Genomic DNA, 15,854 nt, shown 5'->3' with positions numbered 1-15,854 from the left:
GGTGAGACGGAGATCGCGCGAGCGTGATCTGGACGTGCGGTCGATCCTTGGCGAAGCTGCGCCCAATGATGAAGGAGCAGACGATGCCGGCGACGATGCAGGGCCCCGCGATCTTTCTTGCCCAGTTCGCCGGCGACAAGGCGCCGTTCGACAGCTGGACCGGCATCACGGCCTGGGCCGCCGGGCTCGGCTATCGCGGCGTGCAATTGCCCAGCGGCGACAAGCGCTTCTTCGATCTGGAGAAGGCGGCTGCGTCTCAGGATTACTGCGACGAGATCGCGGGCGTGGCGCGCGAGAACGGCGTCACGATCACCGAGCTTTCGACCCATATCCAGGGCCAACTCGTCGCGGTCCATCCAGCCTATGATGCCGCCTTCGATGTCTTCGCGCCCGTGGAACTGCGCGGCAAGCCAAAGGAGAGGCAGGCCTGGGCGGTGGAGCAGATGAAGCTCGCCGCGAAAGCCTCGCGCCGGCTCGGGCTGGCCGGCTCGGTCAGCTTCACCGGCGCGCTCGCCTGGCCCTTCCTCTATCCCTGGCCGCAGCGGCCGGCGGGGCTCGTCGAGGAAGCCTTCGGCGAATTGGCGCGGCGCTGGCGGCCCATCCTCGATGCCTATGAGGAGCAGGGCGTCGATGTCGGCTTCGAGATCCATCCGGGCGAGGACGTCTTCGACGGCGCCACCTTCGAGCTCTTCCTCGACCGGCTCGGCGGGCACCAGCGCTGCCGGATCAATTACGATCCCTCGCATTTCCTGCTGCAGCAGCTCGACTATCTCGCCTTCATCGACATCTACCACGAGCGCATCAGCGCCTTCCATGTGAAGGATGCCGAGTTCCGGCCGGAAGGCCGGCAGGGTGTCTATTCCGGCTTCTCGCCCTGGATCGGCCGGGCCGGGCGCTTCCGCTCGCTCGGCGACGGGCAGGTCGATTTCAAGGCGATCTTCTCCAAGCTCGCGCAATACGGCTTCGAGGGCTGGGCTGTGCTCGAATGGGAATGCGCGCTGAAGCATCCCGAGGACGGCGCCCGCGAGGGCGCCCGCTTCATCGCCGACCACATCATCCGCGTGACGGAGACCGCTTTCGACGATTTCGCCGGCGGCGGCGATCCGGGGCTGGCGCGGCGGATGCTGGGGCTGAACTAGGACAGGCGCCGGTCGAGCGTCTCGGCGATCCGCTCGACGAGCGCGGCATGGTCCGTCAGCAGGTCCTGAAGCGGCCCGATCGGGCGGAAGGCGCGGGAATCCTGCGCCTCCTCGCCTTCGCTCTCCCAAGTCTCGACCGCTTCGTCGGCGGCCGTCAGCCAGGCTTCCAGCGACGCGCCTTCGACAGGTGCGCCAGCTTCCAGAGCAAGGCGCTCCGCGATCCGGCGGCGCAGCGCGTCGCGGGCGGCCCGGAGCGCATCGAGTTCGTCGGTATAGCGCATGGTGAGGCGGCGCCCCGTTCAGTGCACGGTGGCGAGGTCGTCGTCGTCGGGATTGATCAGCCGGTCGAGGCCGAGCTGCTCGACACCGTCGGTGAACTCGGCGAAGGCGTCGGCGTCGGTGGCGAAAGCGTCCTGCCAGACGGTCGAACCGCCATCCTCGTCGATGAGTTCGAGGGTCCAGCCGTCGGTGCCCTCGATCTTGTAGATTTCCACACGCACGGTCAGGCCGTCATGGGTGAAGGACTGCGATAGAGGCGAGCGAATGATGTGGGGGAATTCAGTCATCGCGTCAGTCTAGCAGCTTCCTCGGGAGGGCGCAGCCGTTGCCGGCCGCGCCCGGCCATTCATTCGGCGGTGGTCACTGCCGCGGGCTCCGTGCGGCGCCAGCGCCGGACGAGGCGCACGACGCCGACATAGAGCAGCGGCACGAAGAACACGCCAAGGACGGTCGCGGCGATCATGCCGCCCATCACGCCGATGCCGATCGCGTTCTGGCTGCCCGAGCCAGCGCCCGTGGCGACTGCCAAAGGCGTCACGCCGAGCACGAAGGCGAGCGAGGTCATCAGGATCGGCCGCAGGCGCTGGCGGGCCGCCTCCAGCGTCGCCTCGACGAGGCCCTTGCCCTTGGCTTCCTGTTCGATCGCGAACTCGACGATGAGGATCGCGTTCTTGGCTGCCAGGCCGATCGTCGTCAGCAGGCCAACCTTGAAATAGACGTCGTTGGTCTGGCCGAAGAGCGTCGCCGCGAGCAGGGCGCCGAAGATGCCGATCGGGACCGACAACATGACGGCGAAGGGGACCGACCAGCTTTCGTAGAGCGCGGCGAGGCAGAGGAACACGACCAGCATCGAGAGGGCGTAGAGCGCCACGGCCTGGCTGCCCGAGAGGCGTTCCTGGAAGGACAGCCCGGTCCATTCATGGCTGAAGCCGTTCGGCAGTTGCGTCATCAGGCGGTCGATCTCGTCCATCGCCGCGCCGGAGCTGACGCCAGCGGCGGCGGCGCCCTGCATCTGGACGGCGGCGGAGCCGTTATAGCGCTCCAGCCGCGGCGAGCCGTAGTCCCAGCGCCCGCTGGAGAAGGCCGAGAACGGCACCATCTCGCCGCCCTGGTTGCGCACATACCACCGCCCGATATCGCCGGGCTGCATGCGGAAGGGGGCATCCGCCTGGACATAGACCGACTTCACCCGGCCACGGTCGATGAAGTCGTTGACATAGGCCGAGCCCCAGGCCGTCGACAGGGTGTTGTTGATGGCGGCGAGCGGCAGGGTCAGCGCGCTCGCCTTCTCCTGGTCGATCTCGACCGCGTATTGCGGCGTATCCTCCTGCCCGTTCGGGCGGGTGCCGGTGAGCTGCTTGCTCTGCGCCGCGAGGCCAAGCAACTGGTTGCGGACCTCCATCAGGCGCGTGTGGCCGGCGCCGGCGATGTCCTGCAGGTAGAAATCGAAGCCTGCGGTGTTGCCGAAGCCCTGGATCGCCGGCGGAGCCAGAGCGTAGACCGTGCCGTCCTTGATCGAGCGGAACGCACCCATGGCGCGGCCGGCTATGGCCTGGGCCGTCGCCTGCTTGCCGACGCGCTCGGCGAAGGGTTTCAGCCTGACGAAGGCGAGGCCGACATTCTGGCCCTGGCCGCCGAAGCCGAAGCCGGCGACCGTCAGCACGCCCTCGACGAGGTCCTTCTCCTTTTCGAGATAATGCTTCTGGACCTCGTCGAGCACGCGCAGCGTCCGGTCCTGCGTGGCGCCGACGGGCAGCTGCACGCTGGTCAGGAGGATGCCCTGGTCCTCGTCGGGCAGGAAGGAGGAGGGCATGCGGGCGAAGAGCCAGACCATGCCGCCGGTGATCACCAGGAAGAGGAGCAGGAAGCGCAGCGGCCGCCCGATCATCCCGGCGACGCCGGAGCGGTAGCCGTTGGTGGTGCGCTCGAAATTGCGGTTGAACCAGCCGAAGAAGCCCTTGCGCGGGCCGTGATCGCCGACCGGCTTGAGCAGCGTCGCGCACAGCGCAGGCGTCAGCACCAGAGCGACGACGACCGAGAGCGCCATCGCGGTCACGATCGTCACCGAGAACTGCCGGTAGATCACGCCGACGGAGCCGCCGAAGAAGGCCATCGGCACGAACACGGCCGAGAGCACGGTGGCGATGCCGACCAGCGCGCCGGTGATCTCGCCCATCGACTTGATGGTCGCTTCCTTGGGCGAGAGCTTCTCCTCCTGCATCACGCGCTCGACATTCTCGACCACGACGATGGCGTCGTCGACGAGCAGGCCGATCGCGAGCACCATCGCGAACATCGTCAGCGTGTTGATCGAATAGCCGGCGAGCGCCAGCACGCCGAAGGTGCCGAGCAGCACGACCGGCACCGCCAGCATCGGGATGAAGGTCGCGCGCAGGTTCTGCAGGAAGACGTACATCACGATGAAGACGAGGATGATCGCCTCGAACAGCGTGTGCACGACCTTCTCGATCGAGAGCGTCACGAAGGGCGTGGTGTCGTAGGGGTAGGTGACCTCGACGCCTTCCGGCAGGGTCTGCTTCAGGCGCTCGATCGTCGCGGTCACCGCCTTGGCGGTGTCGATCGCATTGGCGCCGGTCGCGAGGCTGATGGCGAGGCCGGTCGTCGGCTGGCCGTTATAGCGCGAGACGGTGTCGTAGCTCTTGGCGCCGAGCTCGACGCGGGCGACGTCGTTCAGCCGGACGATCGAGCCGGAAGCGCCGCTCTTGAGGATGATGTTCTCGAATTGCGAGACCGTCTGGAGCCGCGACAGCGCGGTCACGGTGGCGTTGAGCTGCTGGCCGCTGACCTGGGGCAGGCCGCCGAGCTGGCCGGCCGACACCTGCGTGTTCTGCGCCTCGATCGCCGCGGCGATGTCGGCGGGCATCAGCGCGTATTTCCGCAGCTTGTCGGGGTCGAGCCAGATGCGCATGGCATAGCCGGCGCCGAAAAGCTGGGTCGTGCCGACGCCCTCGACGCGCTTCAGCGTGTCGTTGAGGGTCGAGTCGACATAATCGGCAAGGTCGGTGGTCGACATCCGCCCGTCCTTCGAGACGAAGGCGACGACCATCAGGAAGCCGGTGGAGGCCTTGGCGACCGAGATGCCGGTGCTCTGCACCACCGAGGGCAATTGCCGGGTGACGAGCTGCAGCTTGTTCTGCACCTGCATCTGCGCGACGTCGGGATCGGCCTGGCTGTTGAAGGTCAGGGTGATCTGGGCGTTGCCGGTCGAGGTCGAGGTCGCCGTCATGTATTGCAGGTTATCGAGGCCGGTCATGCCCTGCTCGATGACCTTGGTCACCGAGTTCTCGACGGTCTGCGCGTCGGCACCGGGATAATTGGCGCTGATCTGGACGGTCGTCGGCGCGATCTGCGGATATTGCGAGATCGGCAGGGTACGCAGGGCGAGCAGGCCCGCCAGCATGATGACGATGGCGACGACCCAGGCGAAGATCGGCCGTTCAATGAAGAAGCGCGACATGGGGTCAGTTCTTCGCCGTGTTGCCGGCCGGCAGTTCGGCCCGGCGATTGGCTGATTTGAGCTCGCCGGTGGCCTCGTCGACGCTGACCTCGTTCGCCGTCACGGTCTGTCCCGGCCGCACGAGCTGGCCGCCCTCGACGATGATGCGCTCGCCGTCCTTGACGCCGCTGTCGACCAGCCAGTTGTTGCCGATATTGCGGCGGGTCACCAGCACGCGCTCCTCGACCTTGCCTTCGGCCGAGACGAATTTCGCGGTCGCCTCGCCCTTGGTGTTGCGCCCGACGGCGCGCTGGGGCAGCAGGAAATTGTTCTCGGCGATGCCTTCCTGGATTTCCGCCCGCACGAACATGCCGGGCAGCAGCAGCCGCTCCGGATTGGGGAACTCGGCGCGGACGCTGAAGGTGCCGGTGGTCTCGTTGATGTTCGCCTCGGCGAATTCGAGCTTGCCGGATTGCGCATAGGCGTCGCCGGTATCGAGCTTGAGTTTCACCGCGACATTCGGGCCGGTGAATTTCAAGCGTCCCGAGGCGATGTCGCTGCGGAATTTCAGCAGGTTGGTGCTCGACTGGGTGACGTCGACATTGATCGGGTCGAGCTTGCGGATCGTGGTCAACACCGCCGCCTGGTTGGCGGTGACCAGCGCGCCCTGGGTCAGTGCCGACTTGTCGATGCGCCCGTCGATCGGCGCCGTCACCTTGGTATAGGCGAGGTTGATCCGGGCGGCCTCGACATTGGCTTTGGCGGCCGCGACATCGGCCTGGGCCTGGCCTAGCGTCGCCGCGGCGTCGTCGGCGTCCTGCTTGCTGCCGGCGTTGCGCTGGAGCAATTCGCGATAGCGATCGGCCCGCACCTGCGCATTGGCGACGGCGGCCTCGGCCTTGTGCTGGGCGGCGACGGCGCTGTCGAGAGCGGCCTGATAGGGGGAGGGGTCGATCTCGTAGAGCACGTCGCCGGTCTTGACCTCGCTGCCCTCGCGGAAAAGCCGCGACTTGATGATGCCGTTCACCTGCGGCCGGATCTCGGCGATCAGGCTGGCGGAGACGCGACCGGGCAGCTCGGCCGTGATCGCCACGGGCTGCGGATGCAATGTGACGACGCTGACCTGGATCTGCGGTTGCGGCGGGGGTGCCGCCGCCTTCTCGGAATTGCAGGCGGCCAGCACCGCTGCGAGGAGCAGCGCGCTCGGTAAGGCGTGGCGGGAAGAGGAAGAAGCGCGCTCGGCCGGCATGCGGGATCTCTTTTTGGAAACTGAAGGGTTTCTTATCTCTTGATTTCCGCCGCTGTCAAACCCAAGAATGCGGCTTGATGACGGACATGATCGAGACAAGCTGCGAAATGAGCGAAAAATCCGCGTCGACCCGGGCGCGCGGACGCCCGAAGACGCGTTCCGACGAGGCCGAGCGGCAGCGAATCGTGCAATCCGCCCGCGACCTGTTCCTCGATGCCGGCTATGGCGCCACGACGATGGATGCGGTTGCGGCGCGCTGCGGCGTCTCGAAGCGGACGCTCTACCGGCTGTTTCCGGCCAAGACCGACCTCTTTCGCGTGATGGTGGCCGATCACCGGCGCTCGATGCTGGCGCTGCCGCGCGATCCCGACGAGGACCTGCCGCTGCCGGACGTGCTGGCTGCGATCTTCCGGCTCGATATCGGCGAGATCGACAATCGCGAGCGGCTGGCATTCGTCAGGCTCGTCCTCGCCGATTCCGACCGCTTCAGCGAGATCGGGGAGATGATCGTGCAGGAGGGCTCCGAACCGGCCCTGCGGCTTCTGGAGGACTGGCTCGTCGCTCAGCAGACGAAGGGCAGGCTTCGCGCCTTTCCGGCCGATGCGCTGGCCCGGATGCTGATGGACATGATCTTCTCCGTGCTGATCAAGCGCTTTCCCGGCGACCGGCTGCTGACGGTCGAGGAGCGCGCTCGTCACGCACGGCTGTGCCTCGAGGTGTTCCTGGAGGGGGCCGCGGCGACGGTTTCATGACCGAAAGGGAAGCGCCCTACGACCGGTGATCGAGGCACGCCGAAACGCGCCTGTGGACCCGCTTGCAAATGGTGATTTCGGCTTGGCCGAGCCACGCGAGTGGCTGGGGGACTAGGATTCGAACCTAGACAACCAGAGTCAGAGTCTGGGGTCCTACCGTTAGACGATCCCCCAACGACAGGGCGCTTTGGGCCGCGCCGCGTTGGTGAGCCGGGGTCTAATCAATGCGATCCGGCTTGGCAAGAGCAGAATTCATCGTCTCTGCGAAACGATCACCGGAAAAGGGCTTCACGCGTCCGCCTCCGGAGAATTCGCGGGTTTTCGGTTGCGGGCAGCGAGAGGCCATCGCAGGGCTTCCATTGGGGACCTCCGGTCATCGGCCGATGGGGCCAGGTGGAGAGGCTTGCGCCTCCCGCTGCGGCCTCGCCCGCCCGCTCGCTACCCCGGCTTGCGTTTCCGGCCTGCGCAAGACGCATACGAACCGCCTTGCGTGGCAAGGGCTTCTTCGGTGAACATCGCCCCATGAAACAGCAAGATTCCGCCGCCGCGCTCTCCGTCTGGGTCGCGCTCGAAAGTCCCACCAGCCATCCAGCCGGCGTGAACGGCATGATGGACCTTGTCCAGAAAGATGTTGCGGGGCTGCCGATCGCGGTCGAGCGCATTCCCGGCCGCGACGGCCTCGGCGATATGGTCGTGCTGCGCGCCGGGCTCGACAACGGCCAGCCCGCCGTCGCGGTGATGTCGCATCTCGACACGGTGCATCCGGTGGGGACCAGCGCCAAGGAACTGCCCGTCAGGGTCGATGGCGACCGGCTCTACGGTCCCGGCGTCTACGACATGAAGGGCGGCGCCTGGCTCGCCCTGCAGGGCTTCAAGCAGGTCGCGGCTGCCGGCTCGGCCAGGCGGCCGATGGTCTTCCTGTTCACGCCCGACGAGGAGATCGGTTCGCCGACCAGCCGGGGGCTGATCGAGGAGATCGGCCGGGGATCCAAGGCGGTGCTGGTCACCGAGCCGGCCCGCGAGGGCGGCAAGATCGTCACCGCGCGCAAGGGCGTCGGCCGGTTCGACGTCAGGCTGGAAGGCCGGCCGGCCCATGCCGGCTCGCGCCATGCCGATGGGCGCAGCGCCATCCGCGAGGCGGCGCACCAGATCCTCGCTGTCGAGGGCATGACCGATTACGCACGCGGCATCACCACCAGCGTCGCGCTGGTCGGTGGCGGCACGGCGGCCAACGTCATCCCGCAGCACGCCTGGTTCAGCGTCGATTGCCGCGTCACCACGCTCGCCGACGGCACGATGATGGAGAATCGGATCCTCAGCCTGAAGCCGCATGATCCCGATGTCGCGCTGCGCATCACCGGCGGCATGAACCGGCCGCCCTATGAGAAGTCGGCCGCGGTGGCGGAGCTGTTCGCGCTGGCCCGCAAGGTTGCCGCTGACGCCGGCTTCGACCTGCAGGATTGCCCGATGACCGGCGGCGGCTCGGACGGCAACTTCACCGCGGCGCTCGGCGTGCCCACCCTGGACGGGCTCGGCATCGATGGCGATGGCGCGCATACGCTGCAGGAATACGGGCTGATCTCGTCGATCGCGCCGCGCCAGGCGCTGATCAAGGGCTTGCTGGAGACGATCTGAAGCGCCTGGCGCTTTCCAGGAACGCGCTGTCATCCCGGGCGACCGTAGGGAGACCCGGGATCCATGCCTGAACCTTTCCTGGAAGCGCTCCGGCATGGATCCCGGGTGTGCGCTTCGCTCCGCCCGGGATGACCCGCGCTTCAGGTTTGAAGGAACAGCAATGCAAAAAAGCCCCTCGCGATGCGGGGGGCTTTGTCGTTTCGGAACTGCCTGAAGCCTCAGGCTTCCGGCTCGCCCATGCCGCCGGCGGCGAGGAATTTCTCGAGCCAGTGGATGTTGTAGTCGCCGTTGAGGATGTCCGGGTTGCGCACCAGCGTGCGGAACAGCGGCAGCGTCGTGTCGACGCCGTCGACGACGAACTCGTCGAGCGAACGGCGCAGGCGCATCAGGCATTCGTCGCGGTTGCGGCCGTGGACGATCAGCTTGCCGACCAGCGAATCGTAATGCGGCGGGATCGTGTAGCCCTGATAGGCGGCGGAATCGACGCGCACGCCGAGGCCGCCCGGCGTGTGGAACGAGGCGATCTTGCCGGGCGAGGGGCGGAAGGTCGCGTGATGCTCGGCATTGACCCGGCATTCGATGGCATGGCCCTCGATGACGATGTCCGACTGCTTGAGCGAGAGCGGCGCGCCGGCGGCGATGCGGATCTGCTCGTTGACGAGGTCGATCCCGGTGATCATCTCGGTGACCGGATGCTCGACCTGGATGCGTGTGTTCATCTCGATGAAGTAGAACTCGCCGTCTTCGTAGAGGAACTCGATCGTGCCGGCGCCGCGATACTGCAATTCGCGCATCGCCTTGGCACAGACCTCGCCGATGCGGTCGCGCTCGCCCGCATTGAGGGCAGGCGAGGGGCCTTCCTCCCAGACCTTCTGGTGGCGCCGCTGCAGCGAGCAGTCGCGCTCGCCGAGATGGATCGCATGGCCGCGACCGTCGCCGAGCACCTGGATCTCGATATGGCGCGGCTTCTCGAGATATTTCTCGATATAGACGGCGTCGTCGCCGAAATTGGCCTTGGCCTCGCTGCGGGCGGTGGAGAGCAGCACGGACAGTTCATCCTCGCTGCGGACGACCTTCATGCCCTTGCCGCCGCCGCCTGAAGCGGCCTTGATGATCACCGGGAAGCCGATCTCCCGGATGATCTTCAGTGCCTCCTGGTCATCCGCGACGCCGCCTTCGGAGCCCGGCACGCAGGGAATGCCGAGGCGCTTGGCGGTACGCTTGGCCTCGATCTTGTCGCCCATGCTGCGGATATGCTCGGCCTTGGGGCCGATGAAGGCGATGTTGTGCTGCTCCAGGATCTCGGCGAAGCGGGCGTTCTCCGAGAGGAAGCCGTAGCCGGGATGGACCGCATCGGCGCCGGTGATCTCGCAGGCCGCGATCAGGGCGGGGATGTTGAGATAGCTCTCGCGGGCCGGCGGCGGGCCGATGCAGACGCTCTCGTCGGCGAGGCGCACATGCATGGCGTTGGCGTCGGCGGTGGAATGCACCGCGACGGTCGCGATACCGAGCTCCTTGGCGGCGCGCAGCACGCGCAGCGCGATCTCTCCACGGTTGGCGATCAGGATCTTGTCGAACATCTTGAAACCCAAATCGGACCCGACGGCGCGCGGCGCCACGCTCACTCGATCACCAGCAGCGGCTCACCGTATTCCACCGGCTGGCCGTCCTCGACCATGATGGCCGTGACCTTGCCGGCGCGGGGCGCGACGATGTCGTTGAAGGTCTTCATCGCCTCGACCAGCAGAATGCGCTCACCCTGCTTCACCACGCTGCCGATCTCGACGAAGGGCTTGGCATCGGGCGAGGGGCGGCGATAGGCGGTGCCGACCATCGGGGAGGGCACGGCGCCGGGATGGGCGGCGGTCGGCTTGGCCTCGGCCGAGGCGACGGCGGAAGCTGCGACCGGAGCCGGCATTGCCATCGCCGGAGCGGCGACGGCGGCCGGGACCTGGACGGTCGCGGTGATGTTGCGGGCAACGCGGACGCGCAGATCGCCCTTCTCGACCTCGATCTCGGTGAGATCAGTCTGGTTCAGAAGCTCGGCGAGCTCGCGGACAAGTTCGGGGTCGATCGGGCTCTTGGTCGCCATGGCGGGTATCACCGTCTTCTTCGGATATTCGGATGGGAGCGGCGGCCTTAGCCGTGCTCCCGTTCAATGGGCTTCAGGCGGCTTTCGCTGCCCGCTTTTCCAGCAGCGGCACGATCGCGTCGAAAGCCAGGTCGTAGCTCGCGACGCCGAAGCCGCAGATCACGCCGACGCAGACCGGCGCCATGTAGGAATGGTGCCGGAATTCCTCGCTTGCATGTACGTTCGAAATATGGACCTCGATCGCCAGCGCATCGACGCCCTTGATCGCGTCGCGCAGGGCGACCGACGTATGGGTATAGGCGCCCGCGTTGATGACGACGCCGGCGCCGGCCAGCCCCGCCTGCTGGATGAAGGTGACGAACTCGCCCTCGAAATTGGTCTGGCGGAAGGTCAGCTCCACGCCGGCCGCCTCGGCCCTGCGGCGCAAACGTTCCTCGACGCCGGCCAGCGTGACCGCGCCATAGGTTCCGGGCTCGCGGGTTCCGAGCAGGTTGAGGTTGGGTCCGTTCAGGACGTGGACGGCGACCATCGGGGGCGTTGATTCCGGCACCGCGCGCGGGCGGCAGGAGCCGCCCTCATAAACGTTGAAAGCCGGCAGGGGAAGCCTGAAGCACCCTGCCGGCCCACTGGATCATATTGAAATGGCTGATCAGCCGGCGCAGTCGGTCTTGCCGCAGCGGCGCACGGAATCGATCTTCGCCTTGAGGGCGGCCTGGCCGACAGCGCCGAAGACGATCTCGTCGCCGATGATGAAGGCGGGCGTGCCGGTGAGGCCGAGACGGTCACCGAGCGCGACGGTGTCGGCGATCGCGGCCTTGGTGGCGGGCGCCTCGATGTCCTTCTTCAACTGGGCGAGATCGGCACCGGCCTCCTTGGCGATCTCGAGTGCCTTGGCGGCGTTGACCTTGCCCTTCACGGCCATCAGCTTGTTGTGGAACTCGAAATATTTCGGACCCTGGAGCTGGTTCTTCGCGGCGACGGCGACGCGGCTGGCCTCGACCGAATCAGGGCCGAGGATCGGGAAGTCCTTGAGCACGACGCGCAGCTTCGGATCGGCCTTGGAGAGCGCGGTAACGTCCTCCATCGCCCTTTTGCAGAAGCCGCAATTGTAATCCATGAACTCGACCAGGGTGATGTCGCCTTCGGGATTGCCGATGATGACCGAGGTCGCGGGATCGGTGATGCGGGCCTTCTCGGCGGCGACCGCATTGCGCTGGGCATCGGCCTGGGCGACCGTGTTGCGCCGCTCCAGCTCGATCAGGGCGTCCTGGATGATCTCGGGGTTCTTCAGGATCGTCTCGCGGATCAGGTCGGTCACCGCCTTGCGCTGCTCGGGCGAGAGCGGTTGGCCCTGCGCCATGGCCGGCGCGGCAGAGGCCGCGAGCCAGAGGCTCAGCGCGACGGCGGCAGGCCGCAGGCAGGCGCGTGCCAGGCTGGTCAGGGTCGGGAAAGCCATCTCGTCATCCTTTCAGAGCCGCCGGCCTGGATTACGCTGGCGGAAGCAATGCGTCTGGGCGCGAGCTTGTGGGTCCTCGCGGGGTGAAGGTCAAATCACAGCTCTGCCAGCGGTCGCGGCCGATGGTTGCAGGCCGCCTTCGGCTCGGCTACGCGATCACGCCTCCTCGCGAACCCGGACAAGCCGATGTCGAAGCCCCTGATCGTGCCCGCCGCCTTGCCCGCCCTGGCCGAACGCGCCGAGCGCGTCGCGCCCTTCATCGTCATGGATGTGATGAACCAGGCGGCAGCGATCGAGCGCCGCGGTGGCTCGGTCGTGCATATGGAGGTCGGACAGCCCTCGGCGCCGACGCCGGCCTCGATCCGCGCTGCCGCCAGCCGGGCGCTGGAACACGGCCGGATCGGATATACGCAGGCGCTCGGCACGGATTCGCTGAGGGAGCGCATCGCGCGCTACTATCAGGATGCTTATGGCGTCGCGGTGGCGGCCGAGCGCGTCGTGGTGACGACGGGGTCGTCCGGCGGTTTCATCCTCGCCTTCCTCGCCTGCTTCCAGCCGGGCGCCCGGATCGCGATCACGGCGCCGGGCTATCCGGCCTATCGCAACATCCTGATCGCGCTCGGGCTGGAGCCGGTGGCGATCGAGGTCGGCCCCGAGACGCGCTTCGCCCTGACGCCGGACCTGATCGAGCGCGCCCATCGCGAAAAGCCGCTTGCCGGGGTGCTGACGATGAGCCCGGCCAACCCGACCGGCGTGGTGATGACGCCTGAAGCCATTGCCGATGTCGCGGCCTGCTGCCGCAAGCTCGGGCTCTGGTACATCTCGGACGAGATCTATCACGGGTTGACCTACGAGACTCCGGCGACGACGGCGCTCGCCGCCGACCCCGACGCGATCGTCGTCAACTCGTTCTCCAAGTATTATTGCATGACCGGCTGGCGCGTCGGCTGGCTCGTGGTGCCGCAGCGCCTCGTGCGCACGATCGAACGCCTGCAGCAGAATTTCTCGATCTCGGTGCCCTATCTCAGCCAGGTGGCGGGCGAGGCGGCTTTCGACGCGACCGCGGAATGCGAGGCGATCAAGGCCGGCTATGCCGCGAACCGCAGCTTCCTGCTGAAGGCATTGCCGGAGATCGGTCTCGGCGATTTCCTGCCGGTGGATGGGGCCTTCTACATCTATCTCGACATCGGCCGGCACTCGAACGATTCCATGGCCTTCTGCCGCAGCGTCCTCGAAGAGGCCGGCGTCGCGATCACGCCCGGGCTCGATTTCGACGAGGCCCGCGGGGCGCGCACGATTAGGCTCTCCTTCGCCGGTTCGCTCAGTGAATGCGAGGAGGCGGTGACGCGGATCGGCACCTGGATGAAAAAGCGCTGAGCGACGGCGCGCGCGGCCTCGGAAACCGCTTGCCAGATTTCAGGGAAGCCTCACATTCTGCCGCTGTGGGATAGCGTGGAGGCTTGTCATGAACGTCGCTGCACCGGGCGCATCCGTCCCGCGGCGAAGCGTTATCCGATGGGCCGTTCTTCTCGGCTGGCTGGCGCTTGCTTTCGCATTCCTGTTGCCGATCACTCCCGCTTCGGCTCAGGGCCAATCCTCGGTCGTTCTCAACCTGCGCGGCGACGAGACACCCGAGGCGATCCGCAAAATGGTCGATGCCCTGTCCGCTCCTGGACGGCAGGTCGAGATCCGGGTCGGAGGCGTCGCTACGGCCACGCCCGTTACGACAGCGCCAGCGGAGCCCGCCGGCAAGGTAAAACCCGCCGCTCAGCCCGCGCCCGCTCCGTCGATGGCGGATGAGGAGGGCTTCCAGGCCGAGGTCAGTGCCCTCGTCGACCGCTTTATCGACGGCGTCGAATATGGCGGCGCCTCCATTCCCGCGATCGGCGAATTGCCGGACAGCTGGGGACGTGTCTGGCTGCGCAATCTCAATGGCCGCGAAGGAGCAACCGCCGGCTGGCGCGTCTTCGGAATCATCTGCCTGGCGCTCGCGGCCGCTTTCGCCTTCCGGATCGCGAGCGCCCGCTGGTTCGCGCGCAAGATGCAGCCTGCGGGGCCGGAGTTCACGCCCCGCCTCATCGCCTCGTCCTGGGGCCTGCTCCAGGATGTCGCGACCATTCTGATCGCTCTGGCTGTGGCGCGGGTCGCCCGCAATGCCTGGCTCTCGGAGAGTGATCTCGCCAATATCGCCCTCACAACCGGCGCGAACGGTGCGGCGATCGGCGCGCTCTATATGGCCGTCGGCCGCTTCCTGCTCGCACCCGGCGCGCCGGAACGGCGGATCATGCCGCTGCCGCGCGCCGAGGTGCATTTCCGGCGGCTCGTCGTCTACGCGATCCTGACGCCGCTGATCGTGACCGGCATCCTGCTCTCCCATCACGTCAGCGCGGGGCCGCGGCCCGTGACGGGGCTGATTGCGCTGACAGGCCTTCTCATCACGCTGTTCAAGATCTGGTGGTTCCATGACGGGCGGCACGATCTAGCCGCGCTGGTCTTGTCGGGCTCCTCCGAACCGGGCCCGATCCGGCGGCTGATCGCGACCGGCACAGCCTGGTTCTACATCGCCACGACGGCCTTGTTGTGGATGGTCAGCAGCGCCGCCGCGATGATGTCGAATGGCGGGCGCTGGGCCGAGGCCTCGGCGATGACGCAGGTGGCGATCGTCCTGATCCCGATCCTTGCCGTCGGCGTTGCCAGCCTGCTGCGCTGCCATGCGATGCGGCGCGAGGCGGAGCAAGGTGTCACCCCGATGACGCGCGCAAGTGGCGCGGCCCTGCGTGCGGCGGCTGTCGGCGTGCTATGGGCCGCCGGCTTCTTCGTGCTGTCGCGCCTCTGGGCCGGCTTGCTGCTCGGCGTCAGTTCGGCGCAGTTCGCCGCCGTGATGCGCCAGACGGCCGGTGTCGCGATCTTCGCCTTCGTCGGCTGGGTGGCGCTGGTCTTCCTGCATGCATTCTTCGACGCCTATACGCCGCGGCGACACGTCGTCGGACCCGGCGACGAGGACGTTCCGCATGAGGAGAGCGTGCCGAGCCGGCTGGCGACGGTGCTGCCGGTCTTGCGCGGCGTCGTTCTGGGCGCGGTGCTCGGCCTCACCATCCTCATCGTGCTGTCGCGGCTGGGCGTCGATATCGGCCCGCTGCTCGCCGGCTTTGGCATCCTCGGTCTCGCCCTCTCCTTCGGCTCCCAGGCGCTGGTGCGCGACATCGTCTCGGGCGTGTTCTTCATGCTCGAGGATGCGTTCCGGGTCGGAGAATATGTCGATACCGGCCGGCTCAAGGGCACGGTCGAGAAGATTTCGCTGCGCTCGATGCAGCTGCGCCACCAGAGCGGCCAGATCCACACCGTGCCCTTCGGCCAGGTCCAGTCACTGACCAATGCCAGCCGCGACTGGGCGACCATCAAGTTCAATGTCCGCCTCGACCATTCCGCCGATATCGAGCAGGCCCGCAAGGCGATCAAGAAGACCGGCATCGCGCTGATGGAGGACCCCGAGTACGGGCCGCATTTCATCGCCCCGCTGAAGATGCAGGGCGTCGCCGACATCACCGATAGCGCCATCGTCATCCGCCTGAAATTCACCGGCAAGCCGAACCAGTCATCGATGCTGCAGCGCGAGGCGCTGAAGCGAGTCTACCGCGCCCTGAACGATGCTCGCGTGCCTTTCGCCTCGAATGCGGTGACCGTGCGCGGCGGCGAGGGCGGCGCCCAGAGCCACGCGGCTGCGGCGATCTCGACCGTGCCGCCGCCGACCCCGCTGGTGCCGGCGGCGGGCTGAGCGGATTTGCCGAACCCGTG

At 67.2% G+C, this 15,854-nt stretch carries 13 protein-coding genes and 1 tRNA gene; 5 read left to right on the top strand and 9 right to left on the bottom strand.

All coding sequences use genetic code 11. From position 1 onward, the window contains the following. Positions 1 to 83 precede the first annotated feature (83 nt). Positions 84 to 1,139: a sugar phosphate isomerase/epimerase family protein gene (locus BLQ70_RS18550; RefSeq protein WP_091859782.1), complete on the top strand. Its 1,056-nt coding sequence runs from the start codon at positions 84 to 86 to the stop codon at positions 1,137 to 1,139. Here the strand turns inward: BLQ70_RS18550 and BLQ70_RS18545 are convergent. The 4 genes from BLQ70_RS18545 to BLQ70_RS18530 are packed head-to-tail and all read right to left on the bottom strand — an operon-like array spanning position 1,136 to position 6,124. Further along, complete coding sequence (locus BLQ70_RS18545; RefSeq protein ID WP_091859588.1) at positions 1,136 to 1,420, bottom strand: hypothetical protein; 285 nt, start codon at positions 1,418 to 1,420, stop codon at positions 1,136 to 1,138. The genes BLQ70_RS18550 and BLQ70_RS18545 overlap by 4 nt on opposite strands. An 18-nt stretch (positions 1,421 to 1,438) precedes the next feature. Then, positions 1,439 to 1,705, bottom strand: a complete 267-nt coding sequence (locus BLQ70_RS18540; protein ID WP_091859585.1) for a hypothetical protein — start codon at positions 1,703 to 1,705, stop codon at positions 1,439 to 1,441. A 59-nt stretch (positions 1,706 to 1,764) separates the two neighbouring features. Then, positions 1,765 to 4,896, bottom strand: coding sequence for an efflux RND transporter permease subunit (locus BLQ70_RS18535; RefSeq protein ID WP_091859582.1), 3,132 nt, complete (start codon positions 4,894 to 4,896; stop codon positions 1,765 to 1,767). A 4-nt stretch (positions 4,897 to 4,900) separates the two neighbouring features. Further along, positions 4,901 to 6,124 (bottom strand): efflux RND transporter periplasmic adaptor subunit, encoded by a 1,224-nt coding sequence (locus tag BLQ70_RS18530; RefSeq protein WP_061967737.1) that lies wholly within the window; start codon positions 6,122 to 6,124, stop codon positions 4,901 to 4,903. Between the two features lie 107 nt (positions 6,125 to 6,231). Between BLQ70_RS18530 and BLQ70_RS18525 the strand changes: the two genes are divergently transcribed. Beyond that, positions 6,232 to 6,876 carry a TetR/AcrR family transcriptional regulator gene (locus BLQ70_RS18525; RefSeq protein ID WP_244512077.1) on the top strand — a complete coding sequence of 215 codons (645 nt, stop codon included), beginning with the start codon at positions 6,232 to 6,234 and terminating at the stop codon, positions 6,874 to 6,876. 100 nt (positions 6,877 to 6,976) lie between these two features. Here BLQ70_RS18525 and BLQ70_RS18520 read toward each other — a convergent pair. After that, positions 6,977 to 7,050 (bottom strand) — tRNA-Gln (locus tag BLQ70_RS18520). Positions 7,051 to 7,398: 348 nt separating this feature from the next. On the opposite strand from BLQ70_RS18520, the gene BLQ70_RS18515 reads away from it, so the two are divergent. Then, the gene (locus BLQ70_RS18515) at positions 7,399 to 8,511 is read left to right on the top strand and encodes a M20 family metallopeptidase (RefSeq protein ID WP_091859577.1); all 1,113 of its coding nucleotides are present in this window, start codon (positions 7,399 to 7,401) and stop codon (positions 8,509 to 8,511) included. Positions 8,512 to 8,729: 218 nt separating this feature from the next. On the opposite strand, the gene accC is transcribed toward BLQ70_RS18515, so the two are convergent. From accC to BLQ70_RS18495, 4 genes are all read right to left on the bottom strand, one after another. Beyond that, positions 8,730 to 10,091 (bottom strand): acetyl-CoA carboxylase biotin carboxylase subunit, encoded by a 1,362-nt coding sequence (gene accC / locus BLQ70_RS18510; RefSeq protein ID WP_061968307.1) that lies wholly within the window; start codon positions 10,089 to 10,091, stop codon positions 8,730 to 8,732. 41 nt (positions 10,092 to 10,132) lie between these two features. Then, entirely contained in the window at positions 10,133 to 10,603 is a 471-nt protein-coding gene (gene accB / locus BLQ70_RS18505) for an acetyl-CoA carboxylase biotin carboxyl carrier protein (RefSeq protein WP_091859575.1), read from the bottom strand. 73 nt (positions 10,604 to 10,676) lie between these two features. After that, the gene (gene aroQ, locus BLQ70_RS18500; protein WP_091859573.1) at positions 10,677 to 11,132 is read right to left on the bottom strand and encodes a type II 3-dehydroquinate dehydratase; all 456 of its coding nucleotides are present in this window, start codon (positions 11,130 to 11,132) and stop codon (positions 10,677 to 10,679) included. 120 nt (positions 11,133 to 11,252) lie between these two features. Next, complete coding sequence (locus BLQ70_RS18495) at positions 11,253 to 12,059, bottom strand: DsbA family protein (RefSeq protein WP_061967744.1); 807 nt, start codon at positions 12,057 to 12,059, stop codon at positions 11,253 to 11,255. Between the two features lie 186 nt (positions 12,060 to 12,245). Between BLQ70_RS18495 and BLQ70_RS18490 the strand changes: the two genes are divergently transcribed. Both BLQ70_RS18490 and BLQ70_RS18485 read left to right on the top strand, forming a co-directional pair. Beyond that, the gene (locus BLQ70_RS18490; RefSeq protein ID WP_091859778.1) at positions 12,246 to 13,436 is read left to right on the top strand and encodes a pyridoxal phosphate-dependent aminotransferase; all 1,191 of its coding nucleotides are present in this window, start codon (positions 12,246 to 12,248) and stop codon (positions 13,434 to 13,436) included. 184 nt (positions 13,437 to 13,620) lie between these two features. Continuing rightward, positions 13,621 to 15,834 carry a mechanosensitive ion channel family protein gene (locus tag BLQ70_RS18485; protein ID WP_170843457.1) on the top strand — a complete coding sequence of 738 codons (2,214 nt, stop codon included), beginning with the start codon at positions 13,621 to 13,623 and terminating at the stop codon, positions 15,832 to 15,834. The last annotated feature ends 20 nt before the right edge of the window (positions 15,835 to 15,854 follow it).

This window comes from Allobosea robiniae (genome assembly GCF_900102525.1).
GTDB classification, from domain to species: Bacteria; Pseudomonadota; Alphaproteobacteria; order Rhizobiales; family Beijerinckiaceae; genus Allobosea; species Allobosea robiniae.
This window is presented reverse-complemented; position numbering and strand designations above follow the sequence as displayed.

Bases quoted from the DNA above. Each gene is read 5' to 3' on its own strand.
- BLQ70_RS18545 (WP_091859588.1), bottom strand. From the start codon at position 1,420: ATGCGCTATACCGACGAACTCGATGCGCTCCGGGCCGCCCGCGACGCG.
- BLQ70_RS18550 (WP_091859782.1), top strand. From the start codon at position 84: ATGCCGGCGACGATGCAGGGCCCCGCGATCTTTCTTGCCCAGTTCGCC.
- BLQ70_RS18535 (WP_091859582.1), bottom strand. From the start codon at position 4,896: ATGTCGCGCTTCTTCATTGAACGGCCGATCTTCGCCTGGGTCGTCGCC.
- BLQ70_RS18530 (WP_061967737.1), bottom strand. From the start codon at position 6,124: ATGCCGGCCGAGCGCGCTTCTTCCTCTTCCCGCCACGCCTTACCGAGC.
- aroQ (WP_091859573.1), bottom strand. From the start codon at position 11,132: ATGGTCGCCGTCCACGTCCTGAACGGACCCAACCTCAACCTGCTCGGA.
- accC (WP_061968307.1), bottom strand. From the start codon at position 10,091: ATGTTCGACAAGATCCTGATCGCCAACCGTGGAGAGATCGCGCTGCGC.
- BLQ70_RS18490 (WP_091859778.1), top strand. From the start codon at position 12,246: ATGTCGAAGCCCCTGATCGTGCCCGCCGCCTTGCCCGCCCTGGCCGAA.
- BLQ70_RS18525 (WP_244512077.1), top strand. From the start codon at position 6,232: ATGAGCGAAAAATCCGCGTCGACCCGGGCGCGCGGACGCCCGAAGACG.
- accB (WP_091859575.1), bottom strand. From the start codon at position 10,603: ATGGCGACCAAGAGCCCGATCGACCCCGAACTTGTCCGCGAGCTCGCC.
- BLQ70_RS18540 (WP_091859585.1), bottom strand. From the start codon at position 1,705: ATGACTGAATTCCCCCACATCATTCGCTCGCCTCTATCGCAGTCCTTC.
- BLQ70_RS18495 (WP_061967744.1), bottom strand. From the start codon at position 12,059: ATGGCTTTCCCGACCCTGACCAGCCTGGCACGCGCCTGCCTGCGGCCT.
- BLQ70_RS18515 (WP_091859577.1), top strand. From the start codon at position 7,399: ATGAAACAGCAAGATTCCGCCGCCGCGCTCTCCGTCTGGGTCGCGCTC.